This window comes from Streptomyces afghaniensis (genome assembly GCF_044327915.1).
Classification (GTDB): domain Bacteria; phylum Actinomycetota; class Actinomycetes; order Streptomycetales; family Streptomycetaceae; genus Streptomyces; species Streptomyces afghaniensis.
The window spans coordinates 170,940-186,363 of record NZ_JBIRGJ010000012.1 but is presented as its reverse complement, the minus strand read 5'-3'; the positions used below and the strand labels follow the sequence as shown (position 1 = coordinate 186,363).

Annotated in this window: 15 protein-coding genes; 8 read left to right on the top strand and 7 right to left on the bottom strand. The window is 72.2% G+C overall.

The features are described from left to right. Positions 1-239 precede the first annotated feature (239 nt). Together ACH4G3_RS39200 and ACH4G3_RS39195 are read left to right on the top strand one after the other, a co-directional pair. On the top strand, positions 240-470 hold the full coding sequence (locus ACH4G3_RS39200) for an SCO5555 family protein (RefSeq protein ID WP_020270054.1): 231 nt from the start codon (positions 240-242) through the stop codon (positions 468-470). Positions 471-606: 136 nt separating this feature from the next. Further along, positions 607-1,245 carry an HU family DNA-binding protein gene (locus ACH4G3_RS39195; protein WP_020270055.1) on the top strand — a complete coding sequence of 213 codons (639 nt, stop codon included), beginning with the start codon at positions 607-609 and terminating at the stop codon, positions 1,243-1,245. A 79-nt stretch (positions 1,246-1,324) separates the two neighbouring features. On the opposite strand, the gene ACH4G3_RS39190 is transcribed toward ACH4G3_RS39195, so the two are convergent. Then, complete coding sequence (locus ACH4G3_RS39190) at positions 1,325-1,528, bottom strand: hypothetical protein (protein WP_397628945.1); 204 nt, start codon at positions 1,526-1,528, stop codon at positions 1,325-1,327. Positions 1,529-1,537: 9 nt separating this feature from the next. Next, complete coding sequence (gene cofC, locus ACH4G3_RS39185; RefSeq protein WP_397628944.1) at positions 1,538-2,176, bottom strand: 2-phospho-L-lactate guanylyltransferase; 639 nt, start codon at positions 2,174-2,176, stop codon at positions 1,538-1,540. A 158-nt stretch (positions 2,177-2,334) separates the two neighbouring features. Here cofC and ACH4G3_RS39180 point away from each other — a divergent pair, with 158 nt between their 5' ends. Genes ACH4G3_RS39180 through ACH4G3_RS39170 form a run of 3 tightly spaced genes read left to right on the top strand, consistent with a single transcriptional unit; the run spans position 2,335 to position 5,395 of the window. Further along, entirely contained in the window at positions 2,335-3,171 is an 837-nt protein-coding gene (locus ACH4G3_RS39180) for a lysophospholipid acyltransferase family protein (RefSeq protein WP_397628943.1), read from the top strand. Then, entirely contained in the window at positions 3,168-4,178 is a 1,011-nt protein-coding gene (locus ACH4G3_RS39175; RefSeq protein WP_397628942.1) for an NAD(P)H-dependent glycerol-3-phosphate dehydrogenase, read from the top strand. The genes ACH4G3_RS39180 and ACH4G3_RS39175 overlap by 4 nt, the downstream gene beginning before the upstream one ends. A 59-nt stretch (positions 4,179-4,237) precedes the next feature. After that, positions 4,238-5,395, top strand: a complete 1,158-nt coding sequence (locus ACH4G3_RS39170; protein ID WP_397628941.1) for a D-alanine--D-alanine ligase family protein — start codon at positions 4,238-4,240, stop codon at positions 5,393-5,395. A 27-nt stretch (positions 5,396-5,422) separates the two neighbouring features. On the opposite strand, the gene ACH4G3_RS39165 is transcribed toward ACH4G3_RS39170, so the two are convergent. Together ACH4G3_RS39165 and ACH4G3_RS39160 are read right to left on the bottom strand one after the other, a co-directional pair. After that, positions 5,423-5,941, bottom strand: coding sequence for a DUF3515 domain-containing protein (locus ACH4G3_RS39165; RefSeq protein ID WP_397628940.1), 519 nt, complete (start codon positions 5,939-5,941; stop codon positions 5,423-5,425). A 20-nt stretch (positions 5,942-5,961) separates the two neighbouring features. Next, a complete protein-coding gene (locus ACH4G3_RS39160; protein ID WP_003997603.1) occupies positions 5,962-6,195 on the bottom strand; it encodes an Lrp/AsnC family transcriptional regulator in 234 nt (77 codons plus the stop codon). A 206-nt stretch (positions 6,196-6,401) separates the two neighbouring features. On the opposite strand from ACH4G3_RS39160, the gene ACH4G3_RS39155 reads away from it, so the two are divergent. Both ACH4G3_RS39155 and thiD read left to right on the top strand, forming a co-directional pair. After that, positions 6,402-7,367 carry a thiamine-phosphate kinase gene (locus ACH4G3_RS39155; RefSeq protein ID WP_397628939.1) on the top strand — a complete coding sequence of 322 codons (966 nt, stop codon included), beginning with the start codon at positions 6,402-6,404 and terminating at the stop codon, positions 7,365-7,367. Continuing rightward, the gene (thiD, locus tag ACH4G3_RS39150; RefSeq protein WP_397628938.1) at positions 7,364-8,155 is read left to right on the top strand and encodes a bifunctional hydroxymethylpyrimidine kinase/phosphomethylpyrimidine kinase; all 792 of its coding nucleotides are present in this window, start codon (positions 7,364-7,366) and stop codon (positions 8,153-8,155) included. The genes ACH4G3_RS39155 and thiD overlap by 4 nt, the downstream gene beginning before the upstream one ends. A gap of 96 nt (positions 8,156-8,251) precedes the next feature. Here the strand turns inward: thiD and rpmB are convergent, their stop codons facing one another. Further along, positions 8,252-8,437 carry a 50S ribosomal protein L28 gene (gene rpmB / locus ACH4G3_RS39145; RefSeq protein WP_003993230.1) on the bottom strand — a complete coding sequence of 62 codons (186 nt, stop codon included), beginning with the start codon at positions 8,435-8,437 and terminating at the stop codon, positions 8,252-8,254. A 248-nt stretch (positions 8,438-8,685) separates the two neighbouring features. On the opposite strand from rpmB, the gene ACH4G3_RS39140 reads away from it, so the two are divergent. Then, positions 8,686-10,461, top strand: coding sequence for a DAK2 domain-containing protein (locus tag ACH4G3_RS39140; RefSeq protein ID WP_397628937.1), 1,776 nt, complete (start codon positions 8,686-8,688; stop codon positions 10,459-10,461). A 26-nt stretch (positions 10,462-10,487) separates the two neighbouring features. Here the strand turns inward: ACH4G3_RS39140 and ACH4G3_RS39135 are convergent, their stop codons facing one another. Both ACH4G3_RS39135 and ACH4G3_RS39130 read right to left on the bottom strand, forming a co-directional pair. Continuing rightward, entirely contained in the window at positions 10,488-13,469 is a 2,982-nt protein-coding gene (locus ACH4G3_RS39135; protein ID WP_397628936.1) for a tetratricopeptide repeat protein, read from the bottom strand. After that, positions 13,466-15,304 (bottom strand): HSP90 family protein, encoded by a 1,839-nt coding sequence (locus ACH4G3_RS39130; protein ID WP_397628935.1) that lies wholly within the window; start codon positions 15,302-15,304, stop codon positions 13,466-13,468. The genes ACH4G3_RS39135 and ACH4G3_RS39130 overlap by 4 nt, the downstream gene beginning before the upstream one ends. Positions 15,305-15,424 lie beyond the last annotated feature (120 nt).

The window sequence follows — 15,424 nt, the reverse complement described above, 5'->3', positions numbered from 1 at the left end:
TTCGGCCACCACAACACCCCCTCTGTACCCCTGATCAGCCCGATCGGGGGTACAGCTGTTTCTGCACCCGAACGGCCCTGCCCGCCCCGAGCCGGCCACCAACTTCCCACGTTATGCCGGTGGTTGTTGGGGTACGCGAGTTGTACAGCCGTGACCTCCGTGTGCGCCCGGAAGGCCGTTTGAGGCGGCAGTTGTCCCCTGCGCAGGCGACAACTCGCCCCAGATGGCACAATCTGTGCATGGAACACGACGGCCAACTCGAGCTCTATACGGCAGTCGCGGGCCAACTCAAGGAAGCGCACGCAAGAGTGCGCGCACTGCAAGTCCCGGAGGGCGTACGGATGGCGCTGACCCGGAAGCTGCTGGTCATTACGGCCGCGGCCAAGCACGATCTCGCCGACGCGGCAAGGCGGCTGGATCGGTTCACCGCGGACCTCGACGAGGGACGTCTCCCCGACGAGGAACGCTGAACCGGACGGCACCGCCGAGTTCGTTGCGGCACAAGGGTGATAAGCCCGTTTCGTGTTTGATTTGCGGTATATATCTGCCTAACGTGCGAAAAAGCTTGAACACTTTCGTTCTGGCGATGTCTCCGAAGGGGAAGACGTGAACAAGGCGCAGCTCGTAGAAGCGATTGCCGACAAGATGGGCGGCCGACAGCAGGCCGCCGACGCTGTCGACCATGTACTGGACGCCATCGTCCGCGCGGTCGTCGCTGGTGAGAGGGTCTCCGTCACCGGCTTCGGTTCCTTCGAGAAGGTCGACCGTCCGGCCCGCTACGCCCGTAACCCCCAGACGGGCGAGCGGGTTCGGGTCAAGAAGACCTCCGTTCCGCGCTTCCGCGCGGGCCAGGGTTTCAAGGACCTGGTCAGCGGCTCGAAGAAGCTGCCGCGTGGCGGCGAGGTCTCCGTCAAGAAGGCTCCCAAGGGCAGCCTGACCGGCGGCGCCGGCGCGACGGTCAAGAAGGCCGCCGCGAAGAAGGCGACGGCCAAGACGGCGGCCGCGAAGAAGACCACGGCCAAGAAGACGACGGCGAAGAAGGCCACCACCAAGACGGCGGCGGCCAAGAAGACCACGGCGAAGAAGGCCCCGGCCAAGAAGACCACGACGGCCAAGACCACCGCCGCGAAGAAGACCACCGCCAAGAAGGCGCCGGCGAAGAAGGCGACCGCCAAGAAGGCGCCCGCCAAGAAGTCGACGGCGCGCAAGACCACCGCGAAGAAGACCACCGCCCGCAAGAAGTAGGGGCGCTGGGGCACTCATGCGCCGGGCCGGACTCCGTACGGAGTCCGGCCCGCGGTGTGTTCAGGAGTGGTCAGAGGGTTCAGAGGGTCTGGAGGGTCACCAGAGTGATCCGCAAGTCCTCCTTCGCGCCCTCCACCTCGATCCGCACCCGCTGCCCCGGGCGCAGCAGCCTCAGACCGCCGGCGTCGAACGCCGCCGTGTCGAAGGGCACCGGGGTGCCGTCGTCCAGGAGCACCTGCCCGCTGCGGCTTTCGGGGTCGTACGTGTACGCGGTCGCCTGCATGGCCGCAGCTTACTGCCCGGGTATCAGCAACCGCGCGGCGGCAGCGGCCGTATGAGGGCCGACCCCCAGGGCCAGCGCGGTGCGCAGGTCGTCGCCGGTGTCCACGTCCTGGCGTACGGAATCCACGGCGGCGACGGACAGTTCCACGGCCCCGGACGCGCGGTGCCGGGCGCGGGAATCGATACCGAATGCCGGGAACAATGGCCGGCCGGGGGCGGCGGCCAGCAGGGTCGTACCGATTTCGGCCGCGTCCGGGAGAAAAGCGCGCGGGAATTCAGCGGCGGCGTCTAGTACCCGGGCCAATTCCGGTGGGCGCAGTGCCGGCAGGTCGGCGTTCAGCGCCGCCACACAACTTCCGGGACGTGCGGACCGGACGGCCCCCGCCCCGTGTGCGAGGGCGGCGTTGAGGCCGCTTCCCGGCTCGTCGGGGATGATCTCCGCGCCCAGTGCGGCCAGCTCACGGCCCGCCCGGGCGTCGTCCGTGACGACTGCCACATCACGCACCGCAGGGCAGGCCAGCGCGGCCGCCACCGTGTCCTGGGCGAAGGCCAGCGCCAAATCCGGCCGCAGCCCGTCGTCCGCGGTGTCCGCGAGCCTGCTCTTGGCCTGGGCCAGGGGCTTCAGGGGTACGACCAAGGTCCACTGCACAGATGTTCCGTCCCTCTCTTGTCGCGGTCATTGTCACCCGGGGCCGCCGGTGCCCGGCGTGTCGGGGCGTACGGTGTTCTCGACAGACCGGCGGCCTGGGGCGACACTTGTGCGGCCCCCCGTGGCCCCCGCTTCAGGCCCTAGAGGAAGGTGTCCGCGTGCCCCGCCGCAGAATCGGCTTCTGGTACCGCTTCGCTGCGGTGATCTGCAAACCGCCGCTGGTGGTTCTGCTCAGGCGGGACTGGCGCGGAATGGAGCACATTCCGGCCGAGGGTGGATTTATCACCGCGGTGAATCACAATTCGCACATCGACCCCTTCGCTTACGCGCACTTTCAGTACAACACCGGGCGCGTCCCGCGATTCCTCGCGAAGAGCGGGCTTTTCAAGAAGGGATTCGTCGGCGCCGCGATGCGCGGTACCGGGCAGATCCCCGTCTACCGCGAGAGCACGGACGCGCTGAGCGCCTTCCGGGCCGCGATCGACGCCGTGGACCGTGGGGAATGCGTCGCCTTCTATCCCGAGGGCACCCTCACCCGCGACCCGGCGGGCTGGCCCATGACCGGCAAGACCGGGGCCGCACGCGTCGCCCTCCAGACCAAGTGCCCGGTGATCCCCGTAGCCCAGTGGGGCTGCAACGAGTTGCTGCCGCCGTACGCGAAGAGGCCGCACCTCCTGCCGCGCAAGACGCACCGCGTGCTCGCCGGACCGCCGGTGGACCTCACGCGGTTCTACGACCGCGAGATGACCGCGGAGCTCCTGAAGGAGGCCACCGAGGTCATCATGGCCGCCATCACCCGCCAGCTGGAGGAGATCCGCGGCGAGAAGGCGCCCGAGACGCCCTACGACCCGCGCCGGGAGCGGATCGAACAGCGGCGCCGCACCCAGGCGCAGACGGAGACACAGCGGAGCGGGCAGCAGACGGCGTCGCCGATGCAGTCGGCGCAAACGGCACAGACGGCACAGTCGGCACAGGAAGAGGGGCTGGGCAAGTGAGCAAGCCGGTCAAGGCGGCGGTCCTGAGCGCCGGTTCGTGGGGCACGGCCTTCGGCATGGTGCTCGCCGACGCCGGGTGCGAGGTCACCCTGTGGGCGCGCCGCCCGGAGGTCGTGGAGGCGATCAACTCCACCCGCACCAATCCCGACTACTTCCCGGGCGTCGAACTCCCGGAGAACGTCCGGGCCACCACGGATCCCGCGGAAGCCGCCGCGGACGCCGACTTCACGGTCCTCTCGGTCCCCTCGCAGACCCTGCGGGGCAACCTCGCCGACTGGGCGCCGCTGCTCGCCCCCGGCACGGTCCTCGTGTCCCTGATGAAGGGCGTCGAACTCGGCTCCGCGATGCGCATGAGCGAGGTCATCGACGACGTCGCCAAGGTCGGCCCGGACCGCATCGCCGTGGTCACCGGGCCCAACCTGGCCCGCGAGATCGCCGCGCGGATGCCGGCCGCAGCCGTGGTCGCCTGCACCGACGAGGCCGTCGCCCAGCGGCTCCAGGCCGCCTGCCACACGCCGTACTTCCGCCCGTACACCAACACTGACGTCGTCGGCTGCGAACTCGGCGGCGCGGTGAAGAACGTCATCGGCCTGGCCGTCGGCATCGCGGACGGCATGGGGCTCGGCGACAACGCCAAGGGCTCGCTCATCACGCGCGGTCTCGCGGAGACCACCCGGCTCGGCATCGCGCTCGGCGCCGACCCGCTGACCTTCTCCGGACTCGCGGGCCTGGGCGACCTGGTGGCCACCTGCTCCTCGCCGCTGTCCCGCAACCACACCTTCGGCACCAACCTCGGCAAGGGCATGACGCTCCAGGAGACCATCGCGGTCACCAAGCAGACCGCCGAGGGCGTCAAGTCCTGCGAATCGGTGCTGGATCTGGCCCGCCGGCACGGCGTCGACATGCCCATCACGGAGACGGTCGTCGGCATCGTGCACGAGGGCAAGCCTCCGGTGGTGGCCCTCAAGGAGCTGATGTCGCGCAGCGCGAAGCCGGAACGACGCTGAGCGACGCGGCTTCGCGGGCGCTGTATCCCGGCCTTACCAACGGGTACTCTCAACGCGATATGAGCACCGAGAACCTCCCCCAGAGCCCCGAGCAGCCGCCTCGCAAGCCGCGTGTGGCCGTCGTGTTCGGCGGGCGCAGCTCCGAACACGGGATCTCCGTGGTCACCGCCGGCGCCGTCCTCAAGGCGATCGACCGGACGAAGTACGACGTCCTGCCGATCGGCATCACCCAGGACGGACGTTGGGCGCTCACGGCGGACGAACCGGAGCGGATGGCGATCGTCGACCGGCGCCAGCCGAGCGTCGACCTGCTCGCCGAGTCCGACGGGGGCGGAGTGATCCTCCCGGTCGACCCGGCCAACCGCGAAGTCGTCTACAGCGAGCCGGGATCGGTCCCCAAGGCGCTCGGCGAGGTCGACGTGGTCTTCCCGGTGCTGCACGGCCCCTACGGCGAGGACGGCACCCTCCAGGGCCTCCTGGAGCTCTCCGGCGTCCCGTACGTCGGTTCGGGTGTGCTCGCCTCGGCGGTGGGCCAGGACAAGGAGTACATGAAGCGGGTGTTCACCTCGTTCGGGCTGAAGGTGGGCCCGTACCTGGTGATCAGGCCCCGTGAGTGGCAGCAGGACGAGCCGGCGGCCCGCAAGAAGATCGTCGACTTCGCCGGCGAGCACGGCTGGCCGCTGTTCGTGAAGCCCGCGCGCGCCGGTTCGTCGATCGGCATCACCAAGGTCGACGACCTCTCCGGTCTCGACGAGGCGATCGCCGAGGCCCAGCGGCACGACCCGAAGATCCTCGTGGAGGCCGCGCTGCGCGGCCGCGAGATCGAGTGCGGCGTCCTGGAGTTCGAGGACGGCCCCCGGGCCTCCGCCCCCGCGGAGATCCCCTCGCCGGAGGACCACGCGTACTACGACTTCGAGGCCAAGTACATCGACTCGACGCCGGGGATCGTGCCGGCGCCCCTGACGCCGGAGGAGACGGCTCAGGTGCAGCGCTTGGCGGTCGACGCCTTCGAGGCGACGTCCTGCGAGGGCCTGGTCCGCGCGGACTTCTTCCTCACCGAGGACGGCGAGTTCGTGATCAACGAGATCAACACGATGCCCGGCTTCACGCCCATCTCGATGTATCCGAAGATGTGGGAGGCGAGCGGGGTGAGCTACCCGGAGCTGGTGGACCGTCTGGTGCAGGCGGCACTGCGCCGTTCCACGGGCCTTCGCTAGCTCAGGACGTCATTCACAGCACGGCGCTCAGGCGATCCCCTCGGGGATCGCCTTCTTCACGGCCGAGGCCAGATCGATCAGGACACCGGAGCTGTCCACCCCTTCCGGCACCCCGACCTCGACATACGCCTCCCGGTTGGCGGTGGTGAACCGGTACCCCCCGTCGTCCTGCTTCTCCATCAGCCAGTCGACCCCGTTCACACCCCCGGCGACCGCATCCGGATCCCGGCCCTCCGCCACCTTCGGATCGACCATCTCGGGCGGCTGCGGCACACCGCAGCGAAGTATGATCGCCGGGCTGCCCCAGCCCGCCGTCAGTGCCGACGCGGGCTCGGGATCCTCGCGCCGCTCTCCGTCCACCTTCGCGGGCAGTACCTTGTCCAGGTTCCGGCACAGTTCCGTGACCTTCGCGTCCGGACTGGGAACCGCCGCCGACGCGCTGTCGTCTGCCGAGGAGCAGCCCGCGGCAGTGATCAACAGCGCGAGAGCGGGCAGGCGGAAGAAAACACGGAACACAGAACGGTGCCGGTGACGGAAAGAGTTCACCGGCACAGGGTAGACGGGGGCTACAGATGGACGACCGGGCAGGTCAGGGTACGGGTGATGCCGTCCACTTGCTGGACCTTGGCGACCACCATGCGGCCGAGGTCGTCGACGGTGTCGGCCTGGGCCCGCACGATGACGTCGTACGGTCCTGTGACGTCCTCGGCCTGGATGACCCCAGGAATCTTGCTGATCGTCTCGGCGACGGTCGACGCCTTGCCGACCTCCGTCTGGATCAGGATGTACGCCTGTACCACGGAACCTCCAGGGCGGCCACGAGGATCATGTGGGGAAAAGGAACGCCACGGTATCGCGTCGCCGCTCGCCGCGGGGAGACCCGCGGGGACCGGGTCTTGCGCGCCGGGGTGCAGGTCCGGCAGAACGTGACGGTCACTTCGACGGTAGCGAGGACCGAGAGGCCTCGCGACCGGGCACGGACAGGGACAGAAGGGGAGAAAGGGCAATGAAGGGCACTGTTGGTGAGCTCGGTGAGTTCGGGCTCATCAGGGAGCTCACCTCCCGTCTGACCACCACCCCGGCGGTCCGGGTCGGCCCCGGCGACGACGCCGCCGTGGTGGCCGCGCCCGACCGCAGGGTCGTGGCCAGCACGGACATCCTGGTCGAGGGCCGGCACTTCCGCCGGGACTGGTCGACGGCCTACGACGTCGGCCGCAAGGCGGCGGCGCAGAACCTCGCCGACATCGCCGCCATGGGCGCCGTACCGACCGCGCTGCTGCTCGGTCTGGTCGTCCCGGCCGAGCTGCCGGTGACGTGGGCGAGCGAGCTGATGGACGGCCTGCGCGACGAATGCCAGGTGGCCGGTGCCGCCGTGGTCGGCGGTGACGTCGTACGCGGCGACTCGATCATGGTGTCGATCACCGCGCTCGGCGATCTGCGCAACCAGGAGCCGGTGACCCGGGCGGGCGCGCAGCCCGGCGACCTCGTCGCGGTGACCGGCTGGCTGGGCTGGTCGGCGGCCGGGTACGCGGTGCTGTCGCGCGGGTTCCGTTCGCCGCGGGCGTTCGTGGAAGCGCACCGGCGGCCCGAGCCGCCGTACCACGCGGGTCCGGCGGCCGCCGGGCTCGGGGCGACCGCGATGTGCGACGTGAGCGACGGGCTGATCGCCGACCTGGGGCACATCGCCGAGGCCAGCAAGGTGCGGATCGACATCCGCTCCGGGGCGATCGACATCCCGACCCAGATGAACGACATCGGGCAGGCCGTCGGCGTCGACCCGATGCAGTGGGTGCTGACCGGGGGAGAGGACCACGCGATCGTGGCGACCTTCCCGCCCGACGTGAAACTGCCCGCCCGCTGGAAGGTCATCGGCGAGGTCCTCAACCCCTCGGCGCTGCCCCAGGTGACCGTCGACGGGGCGCCGTGGACCAGCAAGGGCGGCTGGGACCACTTCGGGGACCTGGAGTCATGATTCCCAACGTCCTCACGGTGGCGGGCTCCGACTCCGGCGGCGGCGCCGGCATCCAGGCCGACCTGAAGACGATGCTCGCGCTCGGCGTGCACGGCATGAGCGTCCTCACGGCGGTGACCGCGCAGAACTCCCTCGGCGTGCAGGGGGCTTGGGAACTGCCGGTGGAGGCGGTGCGGGCCCAGTACCGCAGTGTCGTCGACGACATCGGCGTCCAGGCGGTCAAGACCGGGATGCTGGCCGCCGCCGAACTCGTGGAGGCCGTGGCCGAGTTGCTCGCGGGCACGGACGCCCCGGCGGTCGTCGACCCGGTGGGCGTCTCCAAGCACGGCGACCCCCTGCTCGCCGCGTCCGCACTGGACTCCGTCCGTACGAAGCTGCTGCCGGTGGCCACGGTCGCCACCCCGAACCTCGACGAGGTGGCCCAGCTGACGGGTGTCCGTGTCGAGTCGGAGGAGCAGCTGCGGCGGGCCGCGGCGGCCGTGCTCGGGTACGGGCCGCGGTGGGTGCTGATCAAGGGCGGTCATCTGTCCGGGGACGCGGTGGACCTGCTCACGGACGGCTCCGAGGAGCACTGGCTGCGGGCGCCGAGGCACGACAACCGGCACACCCACGGCACGGGCTGCACCCTCGCCTCCGCGATCGCGTCACAGCTCGCGAAGGGGCACTCGGTGCCGGAGGCAGTGGCGGCGGCCAAGGAGTACGTCACCGGGGCGATCGCGGCCGGGTTCGCGCTCGGCGGGGGGATCGGCCCGGTGGATCATGGCTGGCGGTTCCGGGCCGGGTCCTGAGCGTCATGACAGCGTCAGGACACGCCAAAGAGCCGGTCCACCTGAGGTGGACCGGCTCTGTAAGCGAACCAGCAGTGGCCGCGCGCTAGCTGAGCGTCAGCGCGAGACCTTGCCGGCCTTGATGCACGAGGTGCAAGCGTTCACGCGCTTCGGCGTCCCGCCCACCACGGTACGCACACGCTGGATGTTCGGGTTCCAGCGGCGGGACGTACGGCGGTGCGAGTGCGAGATGTTGTTGCCGAAGCCCGGCCCCTTGCCGCAGACGTCGCAGTTGGCAGCCACGGGTCACTCCAAAGACTTCAGATGCACTTACGGTTGATCCCGGCATGCCGGGATCCGGATGAGAGGATCTGAGTGGCGCTGCCAGGGGAATGGCCCGATTTGGATCGGGCAACCGGAGCAGCATACAACGACTGCGCCCGTGCAATGAAACTACCATGGTCGGCCGCCTCCCTCTCCCGGCCCACTTCCGGTGGACACGGCCCCGGGGTCTACGCTGCGTGCCACGTCCAGCAGCTCAGGGAGGCGCGGTGGCGCAGGTGCCGCAGACATTCTTCGATGCTCTCGCGGTGCGCACCTGGTGCGGTCTCGCACTCGAGACGCTGGGACGGGCGCGTGAGGAGATCGACGCGATCAACGTCTATCCCGTGGCGGACGGGGACACCGGCACGAATCTGTATCTGACCGTGGAGTCCGCCGTCGCGGCGGTCGAGGCCGTGTTCGCGGGGCATGCGGCGAGGTCGGGCCCCGCGGGGCCGACGCTGGCCGACGCCGCCCGGGCGATGGCGCACGGGGCGCTCATCGGTGCCCGTGGGAACTCCGGGACGATCCTCGCCCAGCTGCTGCGCGGCATGTCCCAGGTGCTGGCCGACCAGGAGACCGGGCACGCCGACGGCCAGGGCCTGCGGCTGGCCCTGCGGCACGCGGCCGACTCCGCCCGGCAGGCCGTGGCCCACCCCGTCGAGGGCACGGTCCTCACCGTCGCCGCTGCCGCTGCCGACGCAGCCTGCACTGCCGAGGGCGATTGCGGGAGGGTGGCCAGGGCGGCCTACGAGGGAGCGCGCGCGGCCCTGGCCGCCACCCCCGGCCAGCTGCCCGTCCTGGAGCGCGCCGGGGTGGTCGACGCCGGTGGGCGAGGGCTGGTGGCGGTGCTCGGGGCGCTGGTGGAGACGTTCACGGGGGAGAGGCCGCGGGACGGGGCGGCGACGGTGAGGGCGAGTGCGTCGCGGGCGGGCGAGGCACGTCAGGGCGATGGGGCTTATGAGGGCGACCAGGGCCCTGTGGGGGCGCCTGCGCGCGCGGCAGCCGGCGGAGGCCTCGCCCCGGCCGCCGGAAGCCCGCACGGCGAGTGCGCCGACCCCGCCGCAGCGGTCGGCCAGGACGGCCCCGCCTTCGAGGTGATCTACCTCCTGGAGGCCGAGGACACGGCCGTGGCGCGGTTGCGGGAGCGGCTCGACGCGCTCGGGGACTCGCTCGTCGTGGTCGGCGGCGACGGGCTGTGGAACGTCCACGTTCATGTCGACGACGCGGGCGCCGCCGTCGAGGCCGGTATCGAGGCCGGGCGGCCCCACCGGATCCGCATCACGCACTTCGGCGCCGGCGACGTGCACACCACCGGCGCCGAGCGGCCTCCCCGCGAGCGCGCCCAGCGGGCCGTCGTGGCCGTGGTGCCCGGCGAGGGCCTGGCCGGGCTGTACGCCGAGGCAGGCGCGACCACCGTGCTCGCACGCCCCGGGGAGCCGCCCGCGAGCGGCGAGCTCGTGCAGGCCGTACGGCGGGCCCACGCGCGCGAGGTCGTGCTGCTGCCCAATGACGCCGAGCTGCGCCACACCGCGGCCGCGGCGGCCGAGCAGGCCCGTACCGAGGGCATCCGCGTGGCCCTCATCCCGACCCGCTCGGCGGTCCAGGGCATCGCGGCACTGGCCGTGCACGAGCCGGAGCGCCGTTTCGACGAGGACGTGGTGTCGATGACCTCGGCGGCCGGCGCGACCCGCTACGCCGAGGTCACCGTCGCCGAGCGCCAGGCCTGGACGATGGCCGGCATCTGCCAGGCCGGCGACGTCCTCGGCCTGATCGACGGCGACGTGGCCGTGATCGGCTCGGACGTCACGGCCACCGCCCGGACCGTCCTGGACCGCATGCTCGCGGCGGGGGGCGAGATGGTCACCCTGGTGCTCGGCGACGAGGCTCCCGACACCATCGCCGAGCACCTGGAGGGCCGGGTCCGCGAGGGGTACCTCGCCGTCGACACGGTCGTGTACCGGGGCGGGCGGCAGGGGGCCGTGCTGCTCATCGGCGTCGAGTAGGCCGAACAGGGCGGGTGCCGGGTGATTCAGTCCGGGTCCGCCGTGGCGACGCGGAGCATGTGCTCGGCCTCTGCCCGCCGGGCCCGCACCGCCTCGCCGTCATCGTCGTCGTTCATCCCCTCGGGGATCGTGCCGCCGGATTCCGTGCCGCCGTAGCCGTCGTACGCCGCCAGCACCGCACGCGCGCGTGCCCTCGCGTCGGTGAGGCGGCCCAGCTCGATCTCCAGCCACCCCGCGGTGAGTTCGGCGCCGGTACGGCTGTGCAGGGCTCCGTCCCCGAGGGAGGCGAACACCTCGGCCGACCGCAGCAGCCGGGACAGCGCCTCCTCGAACACGGCCGGGACCGAACCCTCCCCGTCGCCCTCGGCGGCCCGGGCCAGCAGGTCGCCGAACTGGCGGTGGGTGTGGCCGAGTTCGGCGACGAACCCCTGCCGGGACTCCTCGTCGGCCGCCTCGTCCCGCGCAGCCTCGCACTGCCGGACCGCGTCCGCCATGAGCAGCCGTGCCGCCGCGGGGCCGTCCTCCGTGCGCAACGCCAGCCAGGCGCGGGCCCGCAGCGACCGGACCAGCCCGTGGACGTTGCCGAGTTCGCGCCACAGGTCGCCCGCGCGTGCGTAGGCCCGGTCCGCCTCGTCGGCCAGTCCGGCCTGCCCGAGCGACTCCCCTGCCAGGTGGGCGAGGGTCGCGTGGTCGTGCTGTTCGGGCCAGTGCCGGGCGATCTCGGCGGCCTGGAGACGCCGTTCGGCGGCGGCGCGGTGCTCGCCGAGTTCGCTCAGGCAGTCGCCGAGCCACCACTGCGTCTGCACGATCGCCCCGTCGCCGTGCGTCTCGGCGGTCAGGTCGGGCAGCGCCGACTCCAGGACCTCCGCGGCCTCGGCCCACCGTCCCTGCCGCAGCAGGAACCCGCCGAGCTGCTGCCGCGCCCAGGCGCCCAGCGTCGCGCCCTCGCCCGCCTCGTCGGCCCAGTGCGCGGCCTCCAGGGCGTGCCGGGCGGCCTCGGCGGCCTCGCCCCGGCCGCCGACCAGCTCGGCGAGCTGCAGGTGCAGCTGGGCCCGTCCGGGCGCCTCCAGATGGGCCCCGCCGTGCTCCAGGGCTGCCCGCAGCGCCCGTTCCGCCTCCGCCATGTCGCCGAGGTGGTGGGCGAGTGAGGCCAGCCGGGCCTCGTACTCCACCGCGAACCACGGCAGCCCCGCCGCGACGAACGCCGCCGCGCCCCGCGCGAACAGCCCCGCGGCCGTCTCCAGATCCCCGCCCAGCCCCGCCAGCTCGGCGAGCATGGCCTGCGCCTCGGCGCCCCGCGCGGCCAGCCGCACGTCCTCCCCGGTCCGCCCTTCGACGAGCGCGATGACTTCCCGGACAGCGGCTTCGGCCTCGCCGAGAACCGCCTCCGGGCCGTCGCGCCCCTCTGCGGGGCCTTCCCCGGCCTCGTGCGCGCGGCGCAGCAGGATCCGGGCCCGTGCCATCAGGACGGACGCCGTCTGCCGTACCCCGGTGTCGCCGGCGGCGTACAGCGCGAGGATCTCGTCACAGGGCCCGGACACGGCCGCGAGCGCCGCGTCCACGTCACCCGCGAGGGCACCTACGTACGCCGCACGCGCGCGTGCCGCCAGGGCCTCACCGGGGTCGCCCGCCGCCGCGTACAGCCGCGCGGCCCGTTCGAAGAGCGCGGCGCCCTCCGGGCCGCGGCCCATCGCCTCGTGGTCGGCGATCTCGGCGCGGTCGCGCGGGTCCAGCTCCACGCCCTCCGCGGCCTCGGCGACGGCAGCCCACGCCTCCACGGCGCCCGGCCGCAGGTTGTCCGACAGCCGGCGCGCCTCGGCCAGCAGGGCGGGCATATCCGGCTGCCCGGTCGCGGCGGCCGTGACCACTGGGGGAGGGGGCACCGGCACCGGCCGTACCGACCGCACCCCCAGCGGCAGCCGCTCCACCAGCGGGCGCTGCTCCATCCGCGCGCGTGCCCGCTCGCTGACGTACGTCGTGCCGTTGCGCTCGTCGAAGCGGACCGCCAGGGCGAGGGCCTCCGCACGCGCGTGCGTGGCCAGTTCCCGGGCGCTCCACGTCCGGCCGGCCGGACCGGGCACCTGCCGGTCACCCAGCCCCAGCCCGGTCAGGCGGTCCATGAGCAGGGCCACCACGCTCATGAACTCCAGCTTGCTCTGCGGCTGCCCCTCGTCCGTGAAGTACGCCGGCCGCTCCGCGAGCAGTTCCAGACCACGGGCCTCGTTGCCGGTCAGCGCGCAGAACTCCACGTGCTCCGCGTAGGCGCCGCGCATGCTCTCCATGGCCCGTACGAGCCGGAAGCCCCGCAGGTGGTTCGCCCGGGCCTCGTCGAGGCGGCCCAGCCGCAGCAGTGGCACCAGGGAGGAGGCGAGGGCCGTATGCGGCTCGTGGGCGCACGTGTACTCGCCCTCCAGCACCGGCCGCCACAGCTCCAGCGCCTGAGCGTCCCGGCCCCGCTCCGCCTGCCACCAGCCCTGCCCGTGCAGTTCGCAGGCGTGACAGTCCGCCATGGCGTCCCGGTCGGCGGCCAGCCACGCGGCGTACGCCCGCTCGGCCCGCGCCAGGTCCCCGACATGCGCGGCCACGCTGTGCTCGGAGCTGCGCACGGCCCGCTCGGAGTGCCCGGCGAGCCGGTAGCGGTGCTCCATCTCGCCGAGCCACTTCTCGATCGACGCGAGCGGGATGTGCGGCTGGTCGAGCATGCCGGACGACACCCACTTGAAGACCCAGTGCAGCGAGTGGGTCTCGTACTCGTCGAAGTCCTCGGGCCGCTCGTCCCACATGCGCAGCAGACGCGCGAAGGGGACGAACATCTTCCCCTTCTCGGAGCTGTAGTTGTAGACCTTCAGCTGGTGTCCGAGCGCCTCGATCACGGCGAGCGGGATGCTCAGCTTCTCGGCGGCGGTCAGCAGTTCCTCGGCGCGCGCGTTGCGGGCCGGACCCTCCGGCTGCCCGGAGTTCTCCGCCATCGCCCGGCGCAGGGCGTCGAAGTCCGTGATCTCGCTCATGCCTGACCGTCCTCGCTGTGCGTGGCCCACTCCAGGAGGCCGATGAACGCCCGGTTGAGCAGCGCCGAGTCGGCGGGCCTGAGCGGCCGCTGCGCCATCAGCAGCGCCTGCCCGTACAGCGACTCCGTGGCCGTGCCGATCAGCTCCGGGTCGTGCAGCGAACTGATCCGCCGGACGAGCGGGTTGAGGTGGTTGAGCACCAGACGCGCGCGGGGAGCGCTGCCGCGCAGGGAGCCGAGGATGCCCGCCCAGAGGTCGTCGGCCTGCGCCTCGGCGTCCGCCCGGGCCTGTTCGTGCCGGGCGTCCCGGTCGTCGAGGTGCAGCGCGGGCACGGAGAGCGGGTGGAAGGCCCGCAGCACCACATCGCAGCCCAGCGGGTCGAGCCGGGCCCGCGCCGCCGCCAGGAAGCCGGACAGGGCCAGCTCCTCGTCCGGGTCGACCGCGTCCAGATGCGCGGTCACCGTCTCCGCGTCCAGCTCGGCCACCACGGTCCCCGGCCGCACCGACGGCAGCGCCTGAACCAGCTCGCTGTCGTACGTGTAGCCGCCGTTGATCACGCCGATGCCCTGCGCGGACGCGATCGGCGCGACCTGCCGGTACTCCTCGACCGTCCGCGTGAAGTGCACCACCGGGTGCCGCTGCGTGAACTCCTCCAGCGACAGCCGCCCGTCGGTCGTCTCGAAGGGCAGCCACGGCAGCATCGTGCGCAGCATCTCCCGGTCGTGCCGGGCCAGGGACTTCACGCCCAGGTGGTGCACCGACAGGAACGCGGCCAGCCGCTCCGGATCACCGGCGGCCAGACCGGTCAGCCAGGCCCGGATCCGCTCGCCCAGCGCCTCCCGTACGGCGGCCAGCGTCTCGTCCTCGTACAGCGCCTCGCGCGAGGCCGTCGGCCGCAGGCTGTCCGTGTCGAGCACGCAGCGCACGAAGAACGCCCAGTCGGGAAGCAGCTGTTCGGCCCGCTCGGTCAGCAACATGCCCTTGAGATGGACGCGGTGACCCGCGCGCTGGGCCGGGCTGACCGCCGACGGCAGCACGTACGCCACCCCGCGGATGCCCGCCAGCGGCACGGACAGGTCGACCGTGTCCAGCGGCGTGAAGCCGAACAGGTCGTGGCAGTGCCGGGCGAGGGCGACGCGGCGGGCGGCCGGGCTCGGATACGACCGGTCCCAGGGCGCCGGGAGGTCGGTGACCGGCTCGTCGTCCACCCGGACGTCGTACGGCAGCAGCGACCCGAAGTCCCGCGCCAGCGCGCCGACCCGCTCGGGCGTGAGCCACTCCGCGGCCCCCGCCCGGGCCACCAGATGCACGGTGGTGCCCGGTTCAGGCCGCTCGGCGTCCGGCAGCGTCCGCACGGTGTACGAACCGTCGTCGGACGCCGTCCACTCCACGGGCGGCGCCCCGGGCGTACGGGCGCTGCGGCTGACCACCCGGATCCGCTCGGCAACGACGAAACAGGCCAGCAGCCCGATGCCGAACTGCCCGAGGAAGTCGGAACGCGCCTCCTGAAGGCCCTCGGCGCGCTTGGAACTGCGCCCGATCGTGGCGAGCAGGCTGTGCACGTCCGCCTCGGTGAGCCCGACCCCGGTGTCCTCGACGCGCAGGGTGCCGCCCTGCGCGGACAACCGAACCCGGGCCGGAGCGTCGGGTTCCGCCGTGCGTCTGGCGGTGATGGCGTCCACGGCGTTCTGCAGCAGCTCGCGCAGATACACCTTCGGACTGGAGTAGAGGTGGTGGGAGAGCAGGTCCACCAGACCACGCAGGTCGACCTGGAACGTATGAGGTGACTGGGGCGAATGGGATGCCTGGGATGCCTGTGAGGTCTGGGAGTCCATCTTCACGGCGCCGGTGGGGGACTCGCGACGGCGCGGGGTCGGGCGGTCCCGGTGGGGCGGTGACCGCGAAAGAGGGCCGGGAGCGCGTCATCCTAAGGCCCGAACCAGCCGCCTGACCAG